The 23,578-nt window shown below is 40.2% G+C and carries 23 protein-coding genes and 2 pseudogenes; 10 read left to right on the forward strand and 15 right to left on the reverse strand.

What is annotated here, in order from left to right; genetic code table 11:
- Positions 1-105 precede the first annotated feature (105 nt).
- Positions 106-282 (reverse strand): annotated as a pseudogene (locus O9295_RS20210) (type II toxin-antitoxin system VapC family toxin); the annotation flags it as partial.
- Positions 279-515, reverse strand: coding sequence for a hypothetical protein (locus tag O9295_RS20215; protein WP_002746188.1), 237 nt, complete (start codon positions 513-515; stop codon positions 279-281). The pseudogene O9295_RS20210 and the gene O9295_RS20215, both read right to left, overlap by 4 nt.
- A gap of 385 nt (positions 516-900) precedes the next feature.
- Between O9295_RS20215 and polA the strand changes: the two genes are divergently transcribed.
- Genes polA through O9295_RS20230 form a run of 3 tightly spaced genes read left to right on the forward strand, consistent with a single transcriptional unit; the run spans position 901 to position 4,306 of the window.
- Entirely contained in the window at positions 901-3,771 is a 2,871-nt protein-coding gene (gene polA / locus O9295_RS20220; protein ID WP_288034864.1) for a DNA polymerase I, read from the forward strand.
- A gap of 4 nt (positions 3,772-3,775) precedes the next feature.
- The gene (locus O9295_RS20225) at positions 3,776-4,021 is read left to right on the forward strand and encodes an NDH complex assembly factor CRR9 (protein ID WP_002736270.1); all 246 of its coding nucleotides are present in this window, start codon (positions 3,776-3,778) and stop codon (positions 4,019-4,021) included.
- Between the two features lie 36 nt (positions 4,022-4,057).
- Positions 4,058-4,306, forward strand: a complete 249-nt coding sequence (locus tag O9295_RS20230) for a heavy-metal-associated domain-containing protein (protein ID WP_002754697.1) — start codon at positions 4,058-4,060, stop codon at positions 4,304-4,306.
- A gap of 123 nt (positions 4,307-4,429) precedes the next feature.
- Here O9295_RS20230 and O9295_RS20235 read toward each other — a convergent pair whose 3' ends face one another.
- From O9295_RS20235 to O9295_RS20270, 8 genes are all read right to left on the reverse strand, one after another.
- A complete protein-coding gene (locus tag O9295_RS20235; RefSeq protein ID WP_288034867.1) occupies positions 4,430-4,723 on the reverse strand; it encodes a nucleotidyltransferase family protein in 294 nt (97 codons plus the stop codon).
- Positions 4,724-4,984: 261 nt separating this feature from the next.
- Positions 4,985-5,272, reverse strand: a complete 288-nt coding sequence (locus O9295_RS20240) for a nucleotidyltransferase family protein (RefSeq protein WP_002789522.1) — start codon at positions 5,270-5,272, stop codon at positions 4,985-4,987.
- 23 nt (positions 5,273-5,295) lie between these two features.
- Positions 5,296-5,535, reverse strand: a complete 240-nt coding sequence (locus O9295_RS20245) for a type II toxin-antitoxin system PemK/MazF family toxin (protein WP_288034869.1) — start codon at positions 5,533-5,535, stop codon at positions 5,296-5,298.
- The gene (locus tag O9295_RS20250; RefSeq protein ID WP_147069477.1) at positions 5,489-5,701 is read right to left on the reverse strand and encodes a hypothetical protein; all 213 of its coding nucleotides are present in this window, start codon (positions 5,699-5,701) and stop codon (positions 5,489-5,491) included. Before O9295_RS20250 ends, O9295_RS20245 begins: the two co-directional genes overlap by 47 nt.
- Positions 5,702-5,743: 42 nt before the next feature.
- Entirely contained in the window at positions 5,744-6,094 is a 351-nt protein-coding gene (locus tag O9295_RS20255) for a type II toxin-antitoxin system RelE family toxin (protein ID WP_147069478.1), read from the reverse strand.
- Positions 6,087-6,323, reverse strand: a complete 237-nt coding sequence (locus O9295_RS20260; protein WP_002754695.1) for a type II toxin-antitoxin system RelN family antitoxin — start codon at positions 6,321-6,323, stop codon at positions 6,087-6,089. Before O9295_RS20260 ends, O9295_RS20255 begins: the two co-directional genes overlap by 8 nt.
- A 292-nt stretch (positions 6,324-6,615) precedes the next feature.
- The gene (locus O9295_RS20265; RefSeq protein ID WP_288034874.1) at positions 6,616-7,311 is read right to left on the reverse strand and encodes a hypothetical protein; all 696 of its coding nucleotides are present in this window, start codon (positions 7,309-7,311) and stop codon (positions 6,616-6,618) included.
- 4 nt (positions 7,312-7,315) lie between these two features.
- Positions 7,316-10,618, reverse strand: coding sequence for an HsdM family class I SAM-dependent methyltransferase (locus tag O9295_RS20270; RefSeq protein ID WP_288034876.1), 3,303 nt, complete (start codon positions 10,616-10,618; stop codon positions 7,316-7,318).
- Between the two features lie 361 nt (positions 10,619-10,979).
- Here O9295_RS20270 and petC point away from each other — a divergent pair, with 361 nt between their 5' ends.
- From petC to O9295_RS20290, 4 genes are all read left to right on the forward strand, one after another.
- On the forward strand, positions 10,980-11,519 hold the full coding sequence (gene petC, locus O9295_RS20275; RefSeq protein ID WP_002737937.1) for a cytochrome b6-f complex iron-sulfur subunit: 540 nt from the start codon (positions 10,980-10,982) through the stop codon (positions 11,517-11,519).
- A 43-nt stretch (positions 11,520-11,562) separates the two neighbouring features.
- Positions 11,563-12,549 (forward strand): cytochrome f, encoded by a 987-nt coding sequence (petA, locus tag O9295_RS20280; RefSeq protein ID WP_002754684.1) that lies wholly within the window; start codon positions 11,563-11,565, stop codon positions 12,547-12,549.
- A gap of 125 nt (positions 12,550-12,674) precedes the next feature.
- Complete coding sequence (locus tag O9295_RS20285; RefSeq protein WP_288034879.1) at positions 12,675-13,736, forward strand: mannose-1-phosphate guanylyltransferase; 1,062 nt, start codon at positions 12,675-12,677, stop codon at positions 13,734-13,736.
- Between the two features lie 693 nt (positions 13,737-14,429).
- On the forward strand, positions 14,430-16,079 hold the full coding sequence (locus O9295_RS20290) for an ABC1 kinase family protein (protein WP_288034881.1): 1,650 nt from the start codon (positions 14,430-14,432) through the stop codon (positions 16,077-16,079).
- A gap of 12 nt (positions 16,080-16,091) precedes the next feature.
- On the opposite strand, the gene O9295_RS20295 is transcribed toward O9295_RS20290, so the two are convergent.
- Both O9295_RS20295 and glnA read right to left on the reverse strand, forming a co-directional pair.
- Positions 16,092-16,499 carry a hypothetical protein gene (locus O9295_RS20295; RefSeq protein ID WP_288034883.1) on the reverse strand — a complete coding sequence of 136 codons (408 nt, stop codon included), beginning with the start codon at positions 16,497-16,499 and terminating at the stop codon, positions 16,092-16,094.
- A gap of 245 nt (positions 16,500-16,744) precedes the next feature.
- Complete coding sequence (gene glnA, locus O9295_RS20300; RefSeq protein WP_288034885.1) at positions 16,745-18,166, reverse strand: type I glutamate--ammonia ligase; 1,422 nt, start codon at positions 18,164-18,166, stop codon at positions 16,745-16,747.
- A gap of 835 nt (positions 18,167-19,001) precedes the next feature.
- Here glnA and sppA point away from each other — a divergent pair.
- Together sppA and aroH are read left to right on the forward strand one after the other, a co-directional pair.
- Entirely contained in the window at positions 19,002-19,823 is an 822-nt protein-coding gene (gene sppA, locus O9295_RS20305; RefSeq protein WP_288034887.1) for a signal peptide peptidase SppA, read from the forward strand.
- A 68-nt stretch (positions 19,824-19,891) separates the two neighbouring features.
- Positions 19,892-20,293 carry a chorismate mutase gene (gene aroH / locus O9295_RS20310; RefSeq protein WP_002798342.1) on the forward strand — a complete coding sequence of 134 codons (402 nt, stop codon included), beginning with the start codon at positions 19,892-19,894 and terminating at the stop codon, positions 20,291-20,293.
- Between the two features lie 229 nt (positions 20,294-20,522).
- Here aroH and O9295_RS20315 read toward each other — a convergent pair whose 3' ends face one another.
- Positions 20,523-21,416, reverse strand: a complete 894-nt coding sequence (locus O9295_RS20315; protein WP_002798343.1) for an alpha/beta fold hydrolase — start codon at positions 21,414-21,416, stop codon at positions 20,523-20,525.
- Positions 21,417-21,474: 58 nt separating this feature from the next.
- Here O9295_RS20315 and O9295_RS20320 point away from each other — a divergent pair, with 58 nt between their 5' ends.
- Entirely contained in the window at positions 21,475-22,317 is an 843-nt protein-coding gene (locus O9295_RS20320; protein ID WP_288034890.1) for an alpha/beta fold hydrolase, read from the forward strand.
- Here the strand turns inward: O9295_RS20320 and O9295_RS20325 are convergent.
- Both O9295_RS20325 and O9295_RS20330 read right to left on the reverse strand, forming a co-directional pair.
- Positions 22,318-22,671 (reverse strand): annotated as a pseudogene (locus tag O9295_RS20325) (M48 family metalloprotease); the annotation flags it as partial.
- A 19-nt stretch (positions 22,672-22,690) separates the two neighbouring features.
- The coding region (locus O9295_RS20330; protein ID WP_288034893.1) for an RNA-guided endonuclease InsQ/TnpB family protein at positions 22,691-23,578 on the reverse strand (888 nt) is incomplete at its 5' end.

Raw genomic sequence — 23,578 nt, forward strand, 5'->3', positions numbered from 1 at the left:
AAATAGAGCATTTAATTGATTAATGCTCATTCTTAATTCTCCTGACTACTGACTACTGGCTCCTGACTCCTCACCTAAAGGAAGATTTTTGATTTTTGCAAGAGGTCTATTGCTTTGAGAGTATTTTCTGATCACGCTGAACCATCCTCTTACTTGTTCTTCTAAAGTAATAATTGTTATAGCCGTATCATCAGGATCGATAGACGCTACTCTCCGAACTAAGTTCGGATGTAGTTTTTGCAGTAGGGTTATATGATCGGTATCTAATATATATTGAGTCACGGTGTTTCAACTTGTTGACTGTCTTCTTGGTCAACTTTTTGACGATAGGTTTCTATACTCTCTATGACTTCATCTAAGAGGGGATTATAGGTTAGGGTAACTGGTATATTGAGGAGTGGATGCTCTTGTTGTTGTTTTTTCTGCGCTAATTTTTCAAATAATTGGTTTTGTTCTTCTAAAGAAAGTTGATCGATAGATTCTATAATCTGGCTAAGAGAAAGATGAGGAGTCATAAATTACAAGCCTTTTTGACTAGATATTGATGCTAGTGTAGCATAATTCCCTTCGCTAACAGCTTTAAAACAGATCCTACAGTAATCGGCATTTTTCTGATAGTGAGTTATTCTAAACAAATATTGGGAGCTACTGTAATTCGGTCTAGTTTTTCCCTAGTGGTACAAGCAGGATGCCTGTAAATGCTATTGATGTAATTGGTAGCACAGGCATCGGCCGCCTGTAAAGAGATAGAAAGATTTAAGTTTAGAACAATGCCAGCCTATGTTATACTCTAAACAGAAAAACCCCCCTTGTCAAATTTGGGCAAATTCGGGCAAAATAGGGAATGTAAATTTTATATACTATTTAGTATTATTTTGATAGGACTAAAGAGGCTAGATTATGACCAGTGCTGGGCAAAATAAGTTATTTATCCTGATCGATGGGCATTCTTTGGCTTTTCGTGCCTATTATGCCTTTGCTAAGTCTCGTTCTGGTCCTCTGCGTACTTCTACCGGCATTCCCACCAGTGTGTGCTTTGGGTTTTTAAATTCTCTGATGCAGTTACTTGAAACTCAAAAACCCACTTATTTAGCAGTTGCTTTTGATTTAGCAGCTCCTTCTTTTCGCCATGAAGCTGATGCCAATTATAAGGCTAATCGGCAAGAGACTCCCGAAGAATTTCGCCCCGATTTAACTAATCTGCAAAGTCTCTTGGCAGCGATGAATATTCCTATTGTGACTTCCCCGGGTTACGAAGCAGATGATGTTTTAGGAACTTTGGCAAAACAAGCCAGTGATCATGGTTATACAGTCAAGATTTTAACAGGCGATCGAGATTTATTCCAATTGGTAGATGAGGAGAAAAAAACCACGGTTCTCTATCTGGATATTAATGCGGTCAAAAGTACCTCGGGACAGGGTTATACAGAATTCAATTCCCAAGCTGTCACGGAAAAGTTAGGGGTGACACCAAAACAGGTAGTAGATTTTAAAGCTCTTTGCGGTGATAAGTCTGATAATATCCCCGGAGTGCGCGGAATTGGCGAAAAAATAGCGATAGATTTATTAAAAAAATACGATAACTTAGAGGATATATATACCAATCTAGAATCGATAAAGGGAATGGTAAAAACTAAATTATTAGAGGGTAAAACTGCCGCCGAAAGTTCTCGCTATTTAGCTAAAATTGCCCTTGATGCCCCCGTTAGCCTCGAAGAGGAGAAATTTCGTCTCCGAGGTTTTGATCGGCGTTTGGTTAAACCTTTATTGGCAAGATTAGAGTTAAAGAAAATTCTCCAGAAACTCGATCAAATTCAACAGCAGCTAGGTGGCACTCCTCCCCTAGAATTAACTAGCGATGCTGATTCTAATCAATTGTCTCTGTTTGATTTACCCCCTGTTTCTCCACCGGTTCTAATTGCTCCCGACATTATTGATACTATTCCTAAGTTAGATGCTCTACTGGCCAAATTAAGAACTTTCACTAATCCACATTTTCCTGTCGCTTGGGACACCGAAACCACGGATTTAAATCCTCGTGTAGCCAAATTAGTCGGCATCGGTTGCTGTTGGGGAAAAGAATTAAATGCTATGGCCTATATTCCTATCGGACACCAGAGCGGCGATAATTTAAATCTAGAGATAGTTCTCGAAAAATTACGCCCAATTTTAGCGGGTGATAATTATCCGAAAGTCTTCCAGAATGCGAAATTTGATATTGATGTTTTTTATCATCAAGGAATTACCGTTAAAGGTCTAGTTTTTGATACTATGGTGGCTAGTTATGTCCTCCATCCCGAACTAACTCATAATCTCGAAGATTTATGCGATCGCTATTTAACTGGTATCACTTCCCTTAGTTATAAAAGTCTCGGTATTCCTACGGGAAAAACTATCGCTGATTTAGATATTACCACCACTGCCAACTACTGCGGATTAGATGCCTACGCTACCTATTTACTTCGAGAAAAATTACAGGCAGAATTAACTAAAATTCCCTCTTTATATCAATTATTCTCAGAGGTAGAATCTCCCTTAGTCATGGTGCTGTGGCAGATGGAAAATTATGGTATAAAAATTAATATCAATTATCTAAAAAACTTTTCCCAGCAACTAGAAAGAGACTTGGCAGACATAGAAAAAAAAGCTTATGAATCTATCGGAGAAACTTTTAATCTTAGCTCTCCTAAACAGTTAAGTGAAATCCTCTTCGATCGATTGGCACTCAATCGCAAAAAATCCAGAAAAACTAAAACAGGTTACTCCACCGATCAAAGTGTTTTAGAGAAACTACAAGGAGATCATCCCTTAGTTGATTATATCCTTGAACATCGCACCTTATCCAAATTAAAATCCACCTATGTGGATGCTTTACCGAAATTAGCCGAACCAAAAACCGCACGAGTACATACAGATTTTAATCAAACCATTACCAGCACCGGACGCTTATCATCCTCCAATCCTAACCTACAAAATATCCCCATTCGCAGTGAATTTTCCAGACGAATTCGTCAAGCTTTTATCCCCGAAGATGGTTACTTATTAGTATCAGCGGACTACTCACAAATCGAGTTAAGAATTCTCGCTCATCTCAGTCAAGAACCAGTTTTATTAGAAGCGTATCGTAGTAATCAAGATGTTCATAAAGTCACCGCTCAATTGCTCTTTGATAAAAGGGAAATTACCCCCGAAGAACGCAGTTTAGGAAAAACAATTAACTTCGGGGTTATTTATGGCATGGGAGCGCAAAAATTCGCCCGTGAATCGAAATTAACCGTAGAACAGGGCAGAAAATTTATTGAAAAATATCATCAACGTTATGCCCAAGTATTTGAGTATTTAGAAAATAGCAAAAAACAAGCGATCGCTCAGGGATATGTGGAAACAATTTTGGGTAGAAGACGTTATTTTAACTTCGATAATCCCCTCTTAAAAAGACTGCGAGGACTGTCCTTACACGACATCGATTTAGATAGCCTCAAACTCAACAACGAGGAAGCACAATTATTAAGATCGGCCGCTAATGCGCCCATTCAGGGTTCCAGTGCTGATATTATTAAAGTAGCGATGGTAAAATTAGCCGAGGTACTGCAAAATTATCGAGCGAGATTACTGCTGCAAGTCCATGATGAATTAGTCTTGGAAGTACCGAGGGAGGAATGGCCATCCCTAGAGTCAAAAATCAAGACGACTATGGAAGAAGCTGTCTCCTTGACGATCCCTCTCTTGGTAGAAATTAAAGCCGGTGACAATTGGATGGAAACCAAATAAAACTATGATCGAAAACAGACAATTTTTAACCCCAGAAGAATCGGCAGATGTGGACGCTGCCCTCTTAACTTCTCCCGAAAAATTCCTGACTCGTTTAACGATTTCTTCCCTACGCTTACTAAAAATAATCGCCGAAGATACGGGAGTAACCCTAGAAGAACTAACCCATAAACAGGTCATCCAATGGCTAGAAAAAGATAGTAAACTGCGTCGGGAACAGGGGATCGAAGCGGCAGTGCTGAAATGGTAAATAAACTCTTAAAAAATCAGCTACCCCTGACAATTTATGCTAGTTTTTAGCTATAAAGTTACTGGAGTTACAACAATGACAATTACCCTAAAAGTGCCTAGTATTGCCTGTGAAGGTTGCGCTAATACCATTACTAAAGCGATTAACAATCAGCAACCAGCAGCCCAAATATCGGTGGATGTAGCCAATAAAATCGTCACCGTAGAAACCACCGCATCCCGCGCAGAAATTGCCCAATGGATCAGCGAAGTCGGCCATACTGTTGAATCTGGAAGTGAGGGTTGACATCCTCCCCCGTTAAAAATAGACCTCTGTAAAAATCAAAAATTGTCGTGATTATTGTTGAATGTCATCTCGAATACTGCTCGACTGACACCTTCTACAAAGCTAAGTGCTTTATTTGCTGTGTCAATCATGAACATAACACACCTCTGCTGTTGCTAAAACACGCTCACGAATACGATGATTAAGAGATTTGACGGTAACGAGATCAATAGTACGTCCATCAAATAATTGAGATAATTCTTCTTGAATTTGATGAAGTTTGAAAAAACTAGGGGTAAAACCAAGTTCAAACTCAACGAGCAGATCAATATCACTATCTGCGGTAAAATCATCTCGTAAAACTGAACCAAATAAGGAAAGTTTATGAATATGCCAATGTTGGCAAAGTTGTGAGAGTTTTTCTTGAGGAATTTTCATATTTTTGTGTTGATCAGATTAGGTTTACTCCCAAGCTTTCTAGTTGTTGGTTTATCCAAGCGGTGGCCGTTTCTTCATCGGTTTCTATCGCTTTTTCTACTCCTATTTTAGCAATTTCTAACAGTTGTTTGGATTTTTGCTTTTAAAGCACTCTTAGAGTAAGGGTGCGATTGCTTTCAAAAGTTCTGTTAATTTATTTTTCGATCGGTATAGCGCAAAATACGTCTGATAGCATTTACAATGTCGATTAGAGATTCTTGATCACGAGGCATATATAATCTGTGCTGATTCTAAAATGTTTTTACATCTTAGCCAGTTATCACTCCGTTTGAGTGCTGCTTTCACAATTAAATCTACTTTTCGATCAAAAATTGCTTGCAGTTCATCGCGCATTTGTAGGGTTTCGGTTAAACCTCGTTTAGCGGTTGGGGAAAAGGTAATTAAAATATCAATATCGCTATCTGAACGGAAATCTTCCCGTAAAACTGAACCAAATAATGCCAATTCGGTGACTTGCCACTTTTGACAAAATCCTTTAATTTGCTCCATTGGTAGATTTATTTTTGTGTTCATCAGATTAGGTTTACTCCCAAGCTTTCTAGTTTTTGGTTTATCGAAAAGGAGCGATTACGATTAGAGGTAAAAGGAACAACCATTACATCATCTAAAATTTGATTAATATCATTAGCTGATACGATAACAGCAGCAGGAAGCTTAAACTGTTGAAATTGACTGGATGGCATGGGTACTTGACACAATACTACATCACCCTTTTGTAATTTCATCGGCAAAAATCTCGTCGTAGATGTCATGATCAGAACCAATCCATTCTTGATAAGCTTGAGAGGTAATTTGTTCAGTAAAGTTAAGTGTATTTGGGTTTTTATTTTGTAATTTTACTGCTAACTCTAACAATAGTCCTAATTGTTCATCGGAGAGATTTTGTGTTACTAAAGATAGTTTTTGTTTAATATTCATGGGTGGTTAGTCCAATTAATAGCTGTTACAATTATAATCTGTTTACTGTTGTTCATAGTCTGTAATAATGCTTTGAATATCCTTTACCGCCATATCAACTTGTTCAGATTTCGTGTAAATAGTTAACAGAATGATTGCTGTTGCAGTTTTGACGTAATAAATTAAACGGTATCCCCCACTTTTGCCTTTTTGAATATCACTATTTCGGACTCTCAACTTGAAGACAGTATAACCAATACTAGGTATTTGATCACCAGGTAATTCTCCTTGCTCAAGTTGTTCAATCATAGGTTGAATGTCATCTCGAATACTGCGATATTTCTTAGCAAGAGTGCGGAGATTTCGCTTGAATGTCGCCGAGGCTAAAACTTGAATTATCGGTTGATTAGTCATCTTCTAACCCTTCCCAAAGTTGAGAAACGGGAATGGTTTGTCCTGTCATGGCTTCATGCCAAGCTTGCCGAAAGTCTGCTAAAATTTCTGCTTGAGATGTATCTTGGGTTTCCTCCTCTGGGATGAGAATAATAACTTCTACACGGCTGTTTTTGTCTATGATTAAAGGATGATCTAGGGTGAGTTGTCCTTGTTCATCAATGGTTGCCATAACCTTGAGTGCTTTCATGTTTCTCTGCTTGAGTGGGTTAGTTCAATATCTAAATGCTGAAGTTGTTGGTTTATCCAAGCGGTGGCCGTTTTTTCATCGGTTTCTATCGCTTTTTCTACTCCTATTTTAGCAATCTCTAAGAGTTGACTTAAAAGGGAGATTGATGATTTTAATGAGTCAGAATCAGTGAGAATTAGCCGTTTATGATGCTGAGGATGTGTTTTTAAGGGTCAATCGTCTAGGGTTGTCCTTATTTCGGTTTTGGGGTGATGAGATTCATGAGCGTTTAATGGAGAATTTGAATAAATTTTTATGATGAGGTATCGTCATTGTTATCAGTTTTTTTACTTCGTAAATCTACCCATAGATGTCTTAAATTAAATGGACTAGGTGGCACATCAGGACGTTCTAGTTGATGGTCAAGACGACTCACATCATTTTGCCATCCTTCCGGCGATAAAGTTAAATCTATAATGGTTAGTTGTGAACAATGCTTATTAACTTTATTTAAAATTTCTTTTAATTCCATATTTTGAATATAACCAATCATTGCTCCCGAACTGACAGATTTTCCATAACCCCATTCAGCTAAAATAAATCTTTGTATGCCTTTTAAAACATAATCTTTTTGAAATTTTGACGAAGGAGAACCTAATCGTTTAGCTTCTAAAGTATAGTACCTAGACATCCTCTCAGGATTTATCTCATGTGAATCCCGCATTTCCCACTGAAAATCAGGTTTTTTGTCTTCTCGTCTAGATCGACTTGCATCATCACTAACAGGCTGATTTTGACCTTGATATATGGGAGAACAGGAAAGCCCTTGTTTATCATTCTGACAATTTAGCTGACGAACTAACATAAAAAGCTGACGACTTAAATCATCTTCTTTATCCGGCAAATCTGTGCTTTCTTGAAGTAATTTCAAAGCACGACTAAAAAGCTCCAAAACTCTCTTTTCATTATTACCCCATATATCTTTTTTTAATAAACTTGGTTTTGTCATAAGTTTAGATCCTTTCTTGAGATTCTTGTAAGTTAATAATTTGAAGCATTGTTGCCTCCGCATCCTCACGCGCCATGCTACGAGTCCAGAATCTTCGTTCATTACGCTTAATAATAATGATTTCTGTATCAGAAACCGAACGAACTAAACCATCAAGATAAATTTGATGGCTATTATAGGGAACTAATAAACCGTTTTCTTGTCTTGCTAATTGATCAATAATTTCTATCCATTGTTTTTGATCTGATTGGGAGACAGGTTGAGGTTTTTCTCCATACTCTTGTGTAGAGAAAATAACGGCTAACATAGGATTTTCTAACCCCTGAAATTGAGGACGAATAATCTGCCAACTGAATTCACCATCAGGTTCTAATTCTCGATTCCAAATATCTAAAAAGGCTTGTAAATAACCTTCTAATCCTTTTTGAGTTTGACGGTTTTTATTAATATCGTTGAGAAGTCCTTGATTTTGTTGAGGATAGCTTTCAACAGGTTTTACTGCTTTACTGTTGATATGATTATAGTAAAACTCTATCCCAACATCACACATATCACGAATGAGATCCCGTTCAGCAATGGTGAGATCATAGACATCAAATATTGCCTCATCTAATTGATATTCTAATTCAGTGAGTTGTGCTTCTATTTTTTCTGGAGTTTTTCCTTCAGGATGTTCAATACTATACTTTATAGGATTACAATTCTGTAATTGCTCAACAATATCGATAACTTTTTCCCGAATACCTTGATCCTTTGGAAAAATAATCGGCAAACTTAAATATTGAGTCGTATAGACTTCATCGTGCCAGATTCCCCAGTTACTTGAAGTTAAAAAGAAATAGTATCGAGGTAAAGAAGACCAAAGAATCCCTAAAATAACTTTATATTTCCACGTTTCTGGTTCGATTAATTTAATAGAATTAATCGAGTTTTTAACAGAAAATTTCTCGGATTCAAACCGGGCAATAATTTCTCCTTGTTTATTTAATCTTTGACTAATACCACGCTTGATTAATAGACGTTCTCCATTATATAGAGCGAGTTGTCTAGGGCGCGCTGCTTGTTTAGGTGCTTGTTCAAACCAAGAAGGAGAAATTAAACCATATCTTTCAAATTTATCTGTGGGAAGTAATCTCGGTAACTGGCAATCTTTTTGATCCTTTTTCCCTTCTGAAAATCCTTGACCACTATTCCTAGAGTCATGTAATTCTTTTAAAGTTTGCGATAATTGTATCCCTTTAATTAAACCAGCATCTTGATGATTTCCCCAATAATAAATTTTCCATAAAGAATCATTATAAAATAGTTCACTTTGTCTGATACCACGACGATCCATAACGCTCAAAATAACAGCTTGCACATTTTTAATCATAGCTGTTTTTTTAGCAGACCAATAAGTGACAACTTGATCTTTTAAGGTTAACTCTGTCTGATTGACTTTCTGAAAAATAATTGAAGCAAAAGGAGAAATTGAGGCACTAGATTGGTTTTTATTACCAGATTTAAAGAAAATATCACGAACATGAGCAAAATTGACAACTTCTTTTAATAAGACACTGTTTAACCATTTTTGTCTAAATTCTTTGCTTTTATCATGGGTCTTAAAGAAAATACCTGTTGATACCACTAATGCTGACCATCCATTATCTTTTAAAAAATCAAATACTCTCCAGATAAACGCTTGAGAACGTTCTTTATCTCCGACTGGATAATCACGTTCTTGACACCATTGTAAAGCGATATTTAAGTCTTTTGTGCCTTTTTTATCCTTCGTTTTAGGATATCCCCAAGGAGGATTACCGACAACAACATCAGCACATTGACTACTAAAATTTCTAGATAATATCACATCCTCTGAGTTAGAAAATTCTTGAAAAGCATTATCGCAGACTAAATTATTAAAGTGATTATCCTCAGATAACCCATTCGCTTGATAAATTAAAAAGGGTAATTTTTCACCTCGTTTAATTTGTAATAAAATGTCTGGAGGCTCTTGATAATTTAATAAAGCAAGATATAGACTAAATGCAGTAATTCTGATAGCTTCTGAATTAATTTCTATGCCAGCTATCTGATTTTTTAAGATTTCTCTTAACTCTTGCCAACTTAATCGCTGTCCCTGATTTTGATAGACTCGATGTCTCACAATTCTCCGAAATGCTTCCACTAAAAAGATTCCTGAACCACAACAAGGATCAAGAATACGGGGATGAGTTGTCAAACAATCTGACGTTAAAACTTTAGACAAGACAAATTCTACTAATGAACTCGGTGTATAATGCGTCCCATTATCAATATTTTCTGTATTTGACTCATGATAAAATTCTTCATAAATACTACTAATTAAAGAAATAGGAATTATATCAAATTTATAAGCCCAGAAAAATAATTTTTTTTGTGGATCAATATTTCCCTGTAAAAATTCTTGTAAGAGAGATAAATGCCGTTGCTCAACAGATTCCGCTTCTTGTTCATCAGAAGGGAACATATCTCCGTTAAAATCTTGACTCAACTGATTAAATAAAGCATAGGTAAAACTTTTATCACTTAATATTTTGATATAATGTTGTTTAGCTTCAGTTTCCATATTTAACTGATCGTCAGGAGCATTAAGTAAGGCTTTCCATGTTGCATTGTTTTGTGCTATTGCTTCAAAATACTCTTGAGTTAAAATTCCTCTATCTTCCAAATAGCGAATAAAAATTGATCTACCAATTAAAGCATGAGCATATTTACGTTTATTTTCGCTTAATCCTTCACGGATTAAGGCTAAACGAACTGTTTTTAAATCTTTGATCAGTGATTGATCAGCACGTTGATTAGATGTTTCAAAACGCTCATCCTCAAAAAGCTTCCCTGATTCGATTTGTTCCCGTCTGTATTGATAAAGGTTTGAAGTTACTTCAAGTATGTTTTGGGCAACTTCTAACGGTCTATTATTTTTCTTCCAATCTTCTATACTTCTAGCAGGTGGTTTGGTTAGATCGTAAATAGCTAGTTCACCTTCTTTCGCTAAAAATAGGTAACTTGGTCTAGCCATACACCATATTTTATTAAAGATTTGCCGTACTTTTTCATCTTCTTGAGTATCGCATTTAGCAAAAATAATCACAGGATTATTATTAACAAAAAAAACTTTTTCTGCTTCAACTTGCTTGGCTAATTCTAACCAATCTCCTTTTTCTATCCACTCTTCTAAAGTTATTTCTGACAATGACACTTTTGAACTCACTAAGTCGCCTTGACTAAAATCGAGTTTATCATAAGCAGATTCTAACAATTCATAAGCAGAATTAGCTGTCATCATCTTGAGTAAATCACCGGTAATAGTTGATTGTGTTGGTTAGAGTCACATAACCTAATCTTTGGTTTTTTTGAACTATTTTTAATAGTATGACTGATAGGAAGCGTAACTGTCAAGTAAACAGACAAGCCGCCATTATGTCAATTTTTTAATAATTTGCCTCTAGCACTGAAAGCGAGCAAACAGCGATCGCATTGGGGGCAGCTTTGCTGTGGCAATTGTCCGTGACTCAATATCTGTAATAATCTAATACAGCCCTTGTAAACCTTCTTTAAGCTCTGGGTTTTCGTCTTGATCGAGATGCACAAAATCGCCCTTAGATGAGAATTAGTTTACAAAAATTTACATTTGGAGATAAGGAGCAATGAGTCAAGTTTCCGGTACAGATGTTCCCGATTTGGGGCGTCGTCAATTTATGAACCTGTTGACCTTTGGTACAATTACCGGAGTAGCAGCGGGGGCTTTGTATCCGATTGTTAAGTATTTTATTCCCCCCTCGGCCGGTGGTACGGGTGGCGGTGTCACCGCTAAAGATGCCCTCGGTAATGATGTGATTGTCAGTCAATTTCTGGGAAGCCATAACCCTGGCGATCGCACCTTAGCCCAAGGCTTAAAAGGCGACCCCACCTATTTAGTCGTCCAAGAGGACAAAACCCTGGCCAACTACGGAATTAACGCCGTCTGTACCCACTTAGGTTGTGTGGTGCCTTGGAATGCCAGCGAAGAAAAATTCATGTGTCCTTGCCACGGTTCCCAGTACAATGCCGAAGGAAAAGTAGTTCGCGGTCCAGCGCCTCTATCCTTAGCCCTCGCCCATGCCAACGTCACCGATAATGATAAAGTCGTCTTCTCCACTTGGACGGAAACCGACTTCCGCACCGGCGAAGAACCCTGGTGGTCATAGATTATTCAATGTGACGAGATTTGGAATTATTCAACCGATAGAGATGAGAACATTCAACTTTTTAAGCTTCCCGCAAGTCCACAGACAGGCCCTAGTGAAAGCTGTCCTCGTGGCGATCGCTACCGTTTCCCTGCTCCTAACCAGCGATGTCATTAACCCCCAATCTGCCCAAGCATATCCTTTTTGGGCGCAACAAACCGCCCCGGAAACCCCCAGAGAAGCAACCGGTCGGATTGTCTGCGCGAACTGCCATTTAGCCCAAAAACCCGCCGAAATTGAAATCCCCCACTCGGTATTACCCGATAGCGTCTTTGAAGCAGTGGTAAAAATCCCCTACGATCCCGCCAGTCAACAGGTGTTAGGAGACGGATCGAAGGGGGGTTTAAACGTCGGTGCAGTCTTAATGCTACCGGATGGTTTTAAAATCGCGCCCCCCGATCGCATTCCCGAAGAAATGCAGGAAAAACTCGGTGGAGTCTATTTCCAATCCTACAAAGAAGGTCAAGATAACGTGGTTATCGTCGGCCCCTTACCCGGTGATCAATACAAAGAGATCGTTTTCCCCGTCCTGGCCCCCGATCCTAGCCAAAATAAGGGTATTCACTTCGGTAAATATGCTGTGCATTTAGGGGCCAATCGCGGTCGCGGTCAAGTGTACCCCACCGGTGAACCCAGCAATAATAACGCTTTCAAAGCTTCTACCGCAGGTACAATTAGCCAGATCAGCAAAACCGAAGCCGGTGGTTATGAAGTCACCATCACTTCCGAAGCTGGCCCCGTGGTGGAAAATATTCCCGCAGGTCCTGAGTTAATCGTCTCGGAAGGTCAAGCGATCGAAGTGGGACAATTTTTAACCAGTAACCCCAATGTCGGCGGTTTTGGTCAAAAAGAGACGGAAGTTGTCCTACAAAATCCCGGCCGGATCAAAGGATTAGTTTTATTCCTCGGTGGTATTATGCTCTGCCAAATCCTCTTAGTTATTAAGAAAAAACAAGTGGAAACAGTACAAGCGGCCGAAATGAATTTCTAATCGCAATATTTCGGTTATTTTTGCTAGAAAGCGGGTTATTTGCCCGCTTTTTAGCTTTGGGTCGGGAAAACGCTCACTGCCGTCTGATACAATCGGTTCAACTTAACCGATAAGTGTCAATTTTTATGAATCAGTCGCTTGTTCCAGTCATTCTCGCCGGGGGTAAAGGGGAACGTTTTTGGCCCCTCAGTCGTCTAGCGCGTCCGAAACAGTTTCTCTGTCTTGATGGTAGTGGTCGCAGTCTTTTACAAGCAACGGCCGATCGTCTATTATCTTTAGGGGCAGGTTGGGAAAATCTCTGGGTAATTACCGCTAGTGCGATCGCTGATGGTGTCCGCGAACAACTGCCCGATTTACCGGAGAGTAACCTATTAGTGGAACCGGTGGGCAAGGATACGGCCCCGGCTGTGACTTGGGCTACTTTAGAAGTGATAAAACGTTATGGTAAAGAAGTGGCGATCGGTTTTTTTCCTGCCGATCATTATATTGGTGATCAAGAGGCTTATATTAACACTTTAAAAGCGGCCGTAGAAGTGGCCGTCAGCCAAAAAGCGATCGTTACTTTAGGGATTAAACCCGATTATCCCTCCACCGGTTACGGTTATATCGAACAGGGAGAAAATCAGGGCGAATTTAATGGTTTACCCGTCTATAAAGTTAGTCGTTTTACGGAAAAACCCGATCGCACCACGGCCGAAAAATTCCTAGAAACGGGACTTTTTAGCTGGAATAGCGGAATGTTTATCTTTCAGGGACAAGTGGTTTTAGAGGAGCTAAAAACCCACGCTAATAATATTTTACAACCTCTGATCGATCGGGGCATCGCTGCCTATGAGGATTTAGAGAAAAAAAGTATCGATTATGCTTTGATGGAAAAAACCCAACTCGCTTACGTTTTACCCGCTAATTTCGGTTGGGATGATCTGGGAGATTGGAATTCTCTGGAAAGATTACTAGCAGCAAAGGGCAAAAATATTGAACTGGCCAATCATGTCGGTTTGGATACGGAGGGGGCTATTATCTATGCTAGTGATCGGGAAGAAGTGATCGTTACTATTGGTTTAAAAGATCTGGTAATTGTTCGCGACGGTAAAGCAACTCTCGTTGTCCACAAAGATCGTACCCAAGATATTAAACAAGTTCTCAAGCAATTACAAACCGATCCCAAATTGGAGAAATTGTTATAGGATCGATAAGTACCTAAGTAGGGTTTGCTGAAAAAGGTTTTCGTGGGGGCAGGGTGTGGGGTGTGGGGTGTAGGGTTTTACCGATTTTGAGGTAGTCAGTTACCTAATTTTCAGGGAAAAAGTCCAGGAATTTTACCCCCGATCACTCCAATGGTCAGCACTTTTTGAGGAAAAAAAAGTCTAAAAGCCTTTTTTTCAGTAATCAGTGATCAGTAAACAGTAACCAGTAACCAGTGAAAAGACAGTAGGAAACTTCTATTTAATACTGCTCACTTAAAACTCAAATCTGATCACTGATAACTGATAACTGATAACTGAAAGGGGTACATCTCATTTTTGTAAATCTACTAAGTTGGGATTTTTTAAGGGAAACTTCCTACTAAAATCGGGCGTTACTTTCGGTTTTATCGCTCAATCCAAGCTTTTGGGGGGTAGAACCCCCCAAACCCCCCGCGCATTAGTTTTTCGGTGGGATGCTTACAGGCAGCTGCTGATATATCTGTAATAATTTAAAAGTCACTGATAATTGCTGATTATCGGTGTTCCTGCAAATGTGGGATGCACCCATCGATAAGTACCTAACTTACCCACTGATAACTGATAACTGATAACTGATAACTGATAACTGATAACTGATAACTGATAACTTCCCCACTGATAACTGATCACTGATAACTGATAACTGATAATACCGTGTTCTCACTCCCCCAAACCAGTCAAAGACAAAAAGAAATCCTTGAGATAGTTCTCGGCAACGGTTGGGACTATATGCGCGGGGTTTTAACCCTAGGAAAAACAGAAAATCCCCAGATTCCCACCCCAGAAGTTCTCAAAAAAATCCTTGTGGAATTGGGGCCTTTTTATGTCAAATTGGGACAGTTACTTAGTACCCGTCCCGATCTGCTACCCGCTAATTATATCGAGGCTTTAACTGCCCTACAAGCGCAAGTTCCTCCCGTTGCTTGGACGGATATAGAAATAGTCATCACCGAACAGTTAGCCAAACCGATCGAACAGGTATTTAAGTATATTAATCCCCAACCGATCGCCGCGGGATCGATCGGGCAAATTCATCGGGCAACTTTATTATCTGGGGAGGAAGTAGCGATTAAAGTCTTGCGTCCGGGGATCGAAAAAATTGTCGCCCAAGATAGTGCCTTAATTAAGGGAATTGCTGATTTAGTTGCCCTAACAGAATTTGGTCAAAGTTACGACGTTGTTAACTTAGCAGAGGAGTTTATTAAAGCAGTCAATGCGGAATTAGATTTCACCCAAGAAGGTCATTATACTGACCAATTACGCTATAATTTAACCCAGAGTCGTTGGTCAGAACCCAAACAGTTAGTTATTCCTAAAATTTATTGGCACTTAACTAATTGTCGGCTATTAGTGTTAGAATGGTTAGAAGGAAAACAAATTTTAGAGGCCGATGTTTCTAGACCAGCAACTGAGCAAGCAATTTCCCAAAGAAAAAGCGAAATAACTCGGATTTTGTTTCGGTCATTTTTTCAACAAATTTATATTGATGGCTTCTTTCATGCCGATCCTCATCCGGGTAATATTTTCTATCTTGACGATGGTAGAGTCGCTTTAATTGACTGTGGCATGGTGGGCAGATTAGACCCGCAAACTCAACAAATTTTAACAGAATTGTTATTGGCAATTGTTGACTTAGATGCCAAAAGATGCAGTCAACTAACTATTAAACTGTCCGAGTCAGTGGTGCCGATTACTTTAGTACAATTAGAGGTGGATTATGAGCGGATGTTGCGAAAATATTATAACCTCAATTTAAATCAAATTAACTTTAGTGAGGTAGTTTATGAACTTTTGCAAATTGCCCGTCGCAATAGAATTAAACTTCCGGGTAATTTAGGTTTATTTGCCAAAAGTCTCGCTAATCTAGAAGGAACTGCCCGAAAATTTAATCCTGATATTAATATCCTGGAAGAAGTCAAACCGCTATTAACTAATATTCTTGAACAACAGTTAATCGGTAGCACTCCCCTACAAACTGCCCTAAGAACAGTTTTAGACTTGAAATCTTTTTCCCTGAAATATCCCCGTCAAATCGAAGTTTTACTAGATGGTTTAACCTCGGAAACTTTAAATGTTAATCTGAAAATTCGCGACTTAGATAATCTCCGTCGCAGTTTAGATAATTCCGCCAATCGACTAGCTTTTAGTGTGATTATTGGTTCCTTAATTATCGGGGCCGCCATTGTCACAGCCAGCACCCAATCTCGGCAATTAACTATTATCAGTACCGTATTATTTGCTACAGCTAGTTTAATCGGTTTATGGTTAGTTGTCGGTATCCTGCGATCAGGAAGATTGCGCTAGAAATTATCGCCATTAAATTAAGATTTGTTGTTGTAAAAATTTCGCCCACCGACTGGCTAATTCAACTTCAGTAAAGGGAATTCTTTCAGGCGATCGCTCTTTAAAAATAAATTCTAGGCAAGGGGAACCCTGCGGGGGAAGAGCATCTAAATCCACCACTTGATTATTAACTAGCAGACGGATTTCTTTGACCTCCTCTAGGGAAAAAGTTTGTAAATTAATCACTCCCTTACGAGTTGGCTTTCCCCAAGTGATAATTTTATCTTTTTGACCTAAGACAGAATATATATCATACTTAGCTCGATCGAAGTTTTCGGCCCATTGTCGATAGATTTCCACTTTTTGGTATTCATTCCAACCACTCCAAGCCAACCAAATAAACAGAATTAATAAAGGTGTCCACAATAACCCGCGTTCCATAAACTATCGCCCCAAAATCCTGGTCAATTAATCGTATTTTATGCTAATTGGCAGCAAGGGATTATACTAGGGTTTGCGGCAAAAAGTTTTTCGGTGGTGGCAGGGTGTGGGGTGTGGGGTGTGGGGAAGGAAACCTCTTTCATCTGCGGTGGTGAAAATTTTTTCATCGGGACTGACTTGCTGATTCGGAAAAAAAAAGGGCAGACAAAAGCCCACCCTAGGATTAATGATTAGTCAATCAAACCTTAGACATCGTAGTAGAGAGAGAACTCGTAGGGGTGGGGACGTAAGCGCATCGGGTTAACTTCGTTATCGAGTTTGTAGGTGATCCAGTTTTGGATAAAGTCTTCGGTAAAAACACCAGAATCGGTCAAGAAAGCGTGATCTTTTTCGAGACTTTCCAGAGCTGCTTCTAGAGAGCCGGGGGTAGAGGGTATTTTTGACAATTCTTCGGGGCTGAGTTCGTAGATATCCACATCGAGAGGTTCCCCTGGTTCAATTTGATTTTTAATTCCATCGATACCCGCACAGAGCATAGCTGCAAAAGCGAGGTAGGGGTTAGAAGTGGCATCAGGACAGCGGAATTCTAAACGTTTGGCTTTCGGGTTGCTTCCCGATAAAGGAATCCGAATCGAAGCGGAGCGATTACCTTGGGAGTAGGCCAGGTTTACAGGGGCCTCAAAACCGGGGACGAGACGCTTGTAAGAGTTGGTGGTGGGGTTAGTTAAAGCTAAGAGCGCGGGAGCGTGTCTAAGCAAACCGCCGATGTAGTGCAGTGCCATTTGGCTAAGTCCGGCGTATTTATCCCCGGCGAACAGGGGTTGACCATCTTTCCAGATAGACTGGTGAACGTGCATCCCGGAACCATTATCACCAAAGATGGGTTTAGGCATAAAGGTGACGGTTTTACCGTATTTCTTGGCCACGTTCTTGATGCAGTATTTATAGGTCATCAAGTAGTCGGCAGCCCGTACTAGGGTAGAGAATTTAATCCCTAGCTCGTTTTGACCACCAGTGGCGACTTCATGGTGATGTTTTTCGATGGGAACTCCGCAGTCGGCCATGGTTAAGAGCATTTCCGTGCGAATGTCTTGAGAGGTATCGGTGGGACTAACGGGAAAATAACCCTGTTTGTAGGCGGGTTTATAGGCAAGATTTCCGTCTTTTTCGTCTTTACCGCTATTCCAACGACCTTCGACACTATCCATGTAGTAATAGCCCGAGTTGGCGGTTTGGTCGAAACGAGCGCTATCAAAGAGGAAAAATTCCGCTTCCGGTCCAAAAAATACGGTATCACCTAAACCGGTACTGCTAAGATAATCGATCGCTTTCTGAGCAATAGAGCGAGGATCGCGGCTATACCATTCACCGGTTCTCGGTTCTTTGATGCTACAGATCATGCTTAGGGTAGGTTCCTTATAGAAGGGATCGATCCAAGCAGTGGTGGGATCGGGAACCATGGCCATATCGGATTCGTTAATTGCTTTCCAACCGCGAATACTGGAACCATCGAAGGCAACACCATCGCTGAAAGAGCTTTCATCGATTTGATCGTAGTAGAACGAGCAATGTTGCCAGATACCTGGCATATCAATAAATTTCAGGTCGATAATCTTAATATTGTTGTCCTGAATCATTTTCAAGACTTCTTGTGGCGTTTCGGGCATGGAAAACTCCTTTGACGTATGAATCGGTTCTTAAGCTTCTCAAAAAATCCATCCTAAACAGTCACTTTGGCCGGTTTTGTATTTTTCGATACAAAATCTTTAATCCTAGCTTGAAAAAATCTGTAATTTCCTTGTTCAGGTCGGTAATCGCTGGGAATGGCCATTTGCCTATCAGCTTCTACTGCCCCTTGCCCTACTTAGGGTTTGCGGCAAAAAGTTTTTCGTGGGGGTAGGGTGTGGGGTGTGGGGTGTGGGGTGTGGGGTTTTACCGATTTTCAGGTGGTCAATTAGCTAATTTTCAGGGAAAAAGTCCAGGAATTTTCCCCCCAATCACTCCAATGGTCGGCACTTTTTGAGGGGAAAAAAGTCTAAAAACCTTGTTGGATAAGGTTTTTAGATTTATTCAGCAAACCCTACTTAGGGTCTGCGGCAAAAAGTTTGTTGGTGGGGTTAGGAGTCAGTAGCCGGTCGTCAGTAGCCGGTCGTTTCAGGCTTTGTTGCCCTTCTTTTTTGTACCAGTTTATCTACTAAGAGAAGGATAATGCAAGTTTTTTGAATGTCCTAATCCTATATTCTGGCACTAACATCGGATTTTAACAGGTCAAAAGCCTTATTTTAAAAGGGTTTTACCATTATTCAGCCAGCCCTAATTAGGGTTTGCTGAATAAATCTTGTTCGAGCTGCCCGGTCATCACCGTCCGGCCCTGGCCGTGAGGATGTCAAACACTTAACCAGACATTTTGTCCTGAAATTCTGAAATATAATGTCTGCTTAACCTGGAACGATCAAAGCGTTAGATTAGAAAGAGTCCTTTTTTTAGAGATATTTAACCCTGATGGTCTGGCCTTTTAAACCGAAAACCCACAAACAAATCGCTCGAATAGAAATTACAGGTGCAATTGCCTCCGATACCCGCAAAAGAGTCTTAAAAGCCCTAGAAATCGTCAAAGAAAGGCAATATCCCGCCCTACTTCTCCGCATTGACTCCCCCGGGGGAACCGTGGGGGATTCCCAAGAAATTTATGAAGCATTGAAGCGGTTACAAAAAAACACGAAAATAATCGCTAGTTTTGGCAATATTTCCGCCTCTGGCGGCGTTTATATCGGTATGGGGGCCAATTATATTATGGCTAACCCCGGCACGATTACTGGCTCGATCGGTGTGATCCTGAGAGGGAACAATCTGGAAAGATTGTTGGATAAGGTGGGAGTTTCGTTTAAAGTGATTAAATCTGGCCCTTATAAAGATATTCTCTCCTTCGATCGAGAATTAACTGATGAAGAAGAAAGAATTCTCCAGGATATGATCGATACCAGTTATCAGCAATTTCTGCAAACCGTCGCCGGAGCTAGAAATTTAGATGTCAATCAAGTGAAAATTTTTGCCGATGGGCGCATTTTTACTGGTCAACAGGCTTTAGAATTAGGAGTGGTCGATCGCTTGGGAACCGAGGAAGATGCCCGACTTTGGGCGCTAGAATTGGCAGGATTACCCCCAGATAAAACTAAATGTCAGACTATCGAAGAACCGAAACCCCTCCTCAGTCGTCTGACGGGCAATCGTTCCCAAATACCCCTAGGATTACAAAAAACCCTACAGCGTCTAGAATTTGAATTGGAAGTTAACGGACAACTATTGTGGTTATACCGACCCTGATGGCTAGATTAAAGTCGAGAAAAAGGGCGCGTTAACCCCTAAAATTGACTCATCAGGATTAGCGGAGGATGACAATCGTGCAGTGGAAGATTCGAGCCATTCGGGGAGCAACAACAGTAACAGCTAATACTATTGAAGCTATACGAGAAGCAGTGACAGAACTCCTCGAAGCGATCGAAATCCACAATAGTCTCGATCCCGATGATATTGTTAGTATTATCTTTACGGCAACTCAGGATTTAGACGCGATTTTCCCCGCTGCTATCGCTCGCGAACGTCCCCATTGGCAAAATGTCCCCCTCCTCGATGTGCAACAGATGCACGTCGCTGGTAGTCTGGAAAAGTGTATTCGGGTAATTCTCCACGTTAATACTCCCAAACTGCCAAGCGAAATGCAGCACGTCTATCTGCAAGGGGCGAAAAATCTTCGCCCCGATTGGCAGATTTCTCCAGTAACTATTAATCGCTAAAATCTTCGATAACCTGTTCCCGCATTTTCTATTAAGTTTATCGATTTCTCACTCAGGGAAAAACTGGCCGCAAAAATCATTAAATTTACCTTTGGGGCCGAGAAAAATTATCAGTTATCAGTAAACAGTTATCAGTGAATAATCTGACTTAATAAACTCATAACCTCAAAACTGAATCGCGAGGCAGATCGATGAAGGATTGCTTATCAACCCCAACTTTTTTAACTGACTAAATCCCCATTTCCGACAGCCAACTCAAAATTAATTGATTAACTTTTTCGGGATGTTCATCGTGGGGACAGTGACCGGCTTTGGCAATCGGATAAAATTGGGTATTATTTCCCATTTTAGCTCTTTCTTGGTAAATTACCGAACCGGCGATCGGTGTCCAAGGGTCATCCTCTCCCCAGAGTACCAATAAAGGGCGATCGATTTGCGGTAATAATTCCTGGGTCGATGGTCCGGGGGGTGCTGTCAACACCGATGCAAACACTCCCCACGCACCCGCATCACAGGAGGGTTGATAGAGAATTTCGACTAATTCCTCGGTAATCGCGGTATGATCCCGATAAACCTGTTTTAAGGTCTTCCGGATGCGATTTTTCTGCCTTACCTGTTCAAAAATAAACTTTCCTGTCACGGGAGAACTAACTAAACCGGTAAAGGCAGCCATGATTAAACGCAGCGGCAAATTTAATTCTTCGGGACGATGGTTTAATCCTCCGGCACAGTTAATAATTACTCCTCCAGCAGTGATTTCGGGAGATTCTGCCATCAGCATTAAGGTAATCAGTCCCCCGATGGAATTACCGATAAATACCGCCGGTTTTGCCATTTTTTCTCGCCAAAAGTCTTGTATTTGCCGCAGCCAAAGGTCGAGACTATAATCTAAAGCGGGCTTATCTGTACCCCCAAATCCCAAAAGATCTAGGGCATAGACTTGATAGCCATTTTCCGCTAAAACGGGGATATTTTTGCGCCAATGACCGATAGATGCCCCAAAACCGTGAATTAATACTAAGGGTTGTCCTTCTCCCCGCACAGTGTAGGGGATGGTGTGACCTTGCCATGTCCAAGACAATTGCTCTAAGCTAGTCCCAGTGATCGGAGATTGTAGTGCCATTGTATGAAGTTTTATTAAGTGATAGGTAAATTATAGAGTAAAAATCAGTCGAGAATTTATGCCACAACGCCAGACTTTTACCAATAACTCGATGGAAATTTCCTATTTACAATGGAGCGATCGAGGTATGCCTCTATTATTATTGCACGGCATGGCGGATCATGCTTTGGTTTGGTCAAGCTTGGGCGATTATTTAAGCTCAAATTATCAAGTTATTGCCCCAGATTTGCGGGGACATGGGGAAAGCGGTAAACCGGCAACCGGTTATCACTTTCAGGATTATATCGGCGATTTAAGGGCTTTAATTAATCATTTAGGTTGGACGCAAGCACATATTTTAGGTCATTCTTGGAGTGCTAAAATAGCGGCAATTTGGGCAACTCAACAGCCGGAAGTATTTAAGAGTTTAATTTTAGTCGATCCCTTTTTTATCGATAAAATGCCTAGTTGGATTAGGATAACTTTTCCAATTCTCTATCAAGTTTTGCCCTTTTTAAAGATTACTCGCTCCTTTGATAGTTATCAGAGCATAGCGGCGATCGCTCGTCAATTAAAACAATATAAAGGTTGGTCAAATCTACAGCAAGAGGTGTTTAAAAATGCCATTGAACAAAAAGCTGATGGCAGTTGGAGCGGTAAATTCACTTTATCGGCACGCGGGGAAATTTTTGAGGATGTCATGGGGTTTGCCGGATTAACTAAAACTTTAGATATTCCCAGTTTATTAATCCTTCCCCAACAGGGATTAAATCGCACTGCTTGGCAAATTCAATCTTATAAAAAGTATTTAACTTCTCTAGAGATTAAAAAGATACCGGGTAATCATTGGGCATTTTTAGGGGAACCTGAAAGTTTTAATCAAGCGGTGGCCGAGTTTTTATCTGTTCAGGAAATTGTCTGATTAGCGGAGAGAACGAATCTGCAATTGGTAATAATCCTCGTCTAAACCTTGATTCTGCTTGTTATTAACCGAATTAAGCTGTTTTTGTAGGGCTAAAATGCGATCGCCTGTAGCAGGATGGGTGCTGAGAATTGTCGGGGTAGAACCCCTCTGTTGTGCTAATTTTCCCATCAAGGAGATCATGGCCTTAGCTGCATAACCAGCCTCAGCTAGATTGTTTAAACCCAGTCGGTCCGCTTCTAATTCATCCTTGCGACTATTGGGCAGATTATAGGCGAGATTGACTGCCAATTGTACCCAAGTTTTTGTGTCTAATCCCGCCGCGCTGAGAAGTCCTTGGGCGAGGGCAGCATTGCTTGACATACTCCCACCGTCAAGCTACGCTGTGACGGGGGACTCTTTCCACATCGCTGTTAGAAATTCCTTGTTCAACGAGACAGCTTAGATTCTCAATGTCTCCATTAAGAATCCAGAGGCCGGACTCTCCCAAGGCGTTTGGGTCGGTTTCTGTTTGCCCAACAGTACCGTTGAGATGATTTCCCAAGTATTGCAACCCTTTTTTAAGGATATTTATTGCTGCATTATGATCCCTATCTAAGACTGTTTTACAATTGGGGCATTGATGAGTTCTAGTGCTTAATGATTTTTGAACTCTCGTCCCACAAACTGAACAATCTTGAGTCGTGAAATGGGGAGGAACAGCAACACAGACAATCCGATAAATCTTGGCAAAATAATTCAACCATTCAGTGAATTGATACCAAGAAGCATCACTAATCGACTTGGCAAGCTTACGGTTTTTGACTAAGTTTCTTACCTTTAAAGCCTCATAAACTACCAGATCATTAGACTGGACTAACGCCAAAGCGTCTTTAATTGCTTTGTCTTTACGTTGTCTTGACACTTTAAGATGAAGCCTAGCTACTTTTATCCGTTGCTTGTGATAGTTTTTAGACTGTTTGTTTCCTTTGCAAAATTGTTTTGATAATCTCCTTTGTGCTTTTTTCAGTCGTTTTTCTGACTTTCTTAAATAACGTGGATTCTCTACAGTATTGCCTTGAGCGTCAGTATAAAACTCTTTTAACCCTAGGTCAATTCCTGTTATTTGTCCCGTTGGTTTATGGTATTCTTGCCGCTCTACGTCAATTAAAAACTGGCAATAATAACCGTCAGCACGTCTAACAACTCTTACCCGTTTAATCTGTTGCTCTGAATAATAAACTAAGGTTTTTTGACTACACCATAAATCAAATTCTCCTGC

The sequence above is a fragment of the Microcystis sp. LE18-22.4A genome (assembly GCF_027531105.1).
Lineage (GTDB): Bacteria > Cyanobacteriota > Cyanobacteriia > Cyanobacteriales > Microcystaceae > Microcystis > Microcystis aeruginosa.

Excerpts from the sequence above, each read along its gene's own strand:
- O9295_RS20320 (WP_288034890.1), top strand. The coding sequence starts at position 21,475 with ATGCCACAACGCCAGACTTTTACCAATAACTCGATGGAAATTTCCTAT.
- O9295_RS20245 (WP_288034869.1), bottom strand. The coding sequence starts at position 5,535 with ATGACATCTACGACGAGATTTTTGCCGATGAAATTACAAAAGGGTGAT.
- O9295_RS20255 (WP_147069478.1), bottom strand. The coding sequence starts at position 6,094 with ATGACTAATCAACCGATAATTCAAGTTTTAGCCTCGGCGACATTCAAG.
- aroH (WP_002798342.1), top strand. The coding sequence starts at position 19,892 with ATGACAATCGTGCAGTGGAAGATTCGAGCCATTCGGGGAGCAACAACA.
- petA (WP_002754684.1), top strand. The coding sequence starts at position 11,563 with ATGAGAACATTCAACTTTTTAAGCTTCCCGCAAGTCCACAGACAGGCC.
- O9295_RS20315 (WP_002798343.1), bottom strand. The coding sequence starts at position 21,416 with ATGGCACTACAATCTCCGATCACTGGGACTAGCTTAGAGCAATTGTCT.
- glnA (WP_288034885.1), bottom strand. The coding sequence starts at position 18,166 with ATGCCCGAAACGCCACAAGAAGTCTTGAAAATGATTCAGGACAACAAT.
- O9295_RS20250 (WP_147069477.1), bottom strand. The coding sequence starts at position 5,701 with ATGAATATTAAACAAAAACTATCTTTAGTAACACAAAATCTCTCCGAT.
- O9295_RS20285 (WP_288034879.1), top strand. The coding sequence starts at position 12,675 with ATGAATCAGTCGCTTGTTCCAGTCATTCTCGCCGGGGGTAAAGGGGAA.
- O9295_RS20265 (WP_288034874.1), bottom strand. The coding sequence starts at position 7,311 with ATGACAAAACCAAGTTTATTAAAAAAAGATATATGGGGTAATAATGAA.
- O9295_RS20240 (WP_002789522.1), bottom strand. The coding sequence starts at position 5,272 with ATGGAGCAAATTAAAGGATTTTGTCAAAAGTGGCAAGTCACCGAATTG.
- O9295_RS20295 (WP_288034883.1), bottom strand. The coding sequence starts at position 16,499 with ATGGAACGCGGGTTATTGTGGACACCTTTATTAATTCTGTTTATTTGG.
- petC (WP_002737937.1), top strand. The coding sequence starts at position 10,980 with ATGAGTCAAGTTTCCGGTACAGATGTTCCCGATTTGGGGCGTCGTCAA.
- O9295_RS20225 (WP_002736270.1), top strand. The coding sequence starts at position 3,776 with ATGATCGAAAACAGACAATTTTTAACCCCAGAAGAATCGGCAGATGTG.
- O9295_RS20235 (WP_288034867.1), bottom strand. The coding sequence starts at position 4,723 with ATGAAAATTCCTCAAGAAAAACTCTCACAACTTTGCCAACATTGGCAT.
- O9295_RS20260 (WP_002754695.1), bottom strand. The coding sequence starts at position 6,323 with ATGAAAGCACTCAAGGTTATGGCAACCATTGATGAACAAGGACAACTC.
- O9295_RS20215 (WP_002746188.1), bottom strand. The coding sequence starts at position 515 with ATGACTCCTCATCTTTCTCTTAGCCAGATTATAGAATCTATCGATCAA.
- O9295_RS20270 (WP_288034876.1), bottom strand. The coding sequence starts at position 10,618 with ATGATGACAGCTAATTCTGCTTATGAATTGTTAGAATCTGCTTATGAT.
- sppA (WP_288034887.1), top strand. The coding sequence starts at position 19,002 with ATGGTCTGGCCTTTTAAACCGAAAACCCACAAACAAATCGCTCGAATA.
- O9295_RS20230 (WP_002754697.1), top strand. The coding sequence starts at position 4,058 with ATGCTAGTTTTTAGCTATAAAGTTACTGGAGTTACAACAATGACAATT.
- polA (WP_288034864.1), top strand. The coding sequence starts at position 901 with ATGACCAGTGCTGGGCAAAATAAGTTATTTATCCTGATCGATGGGCAT.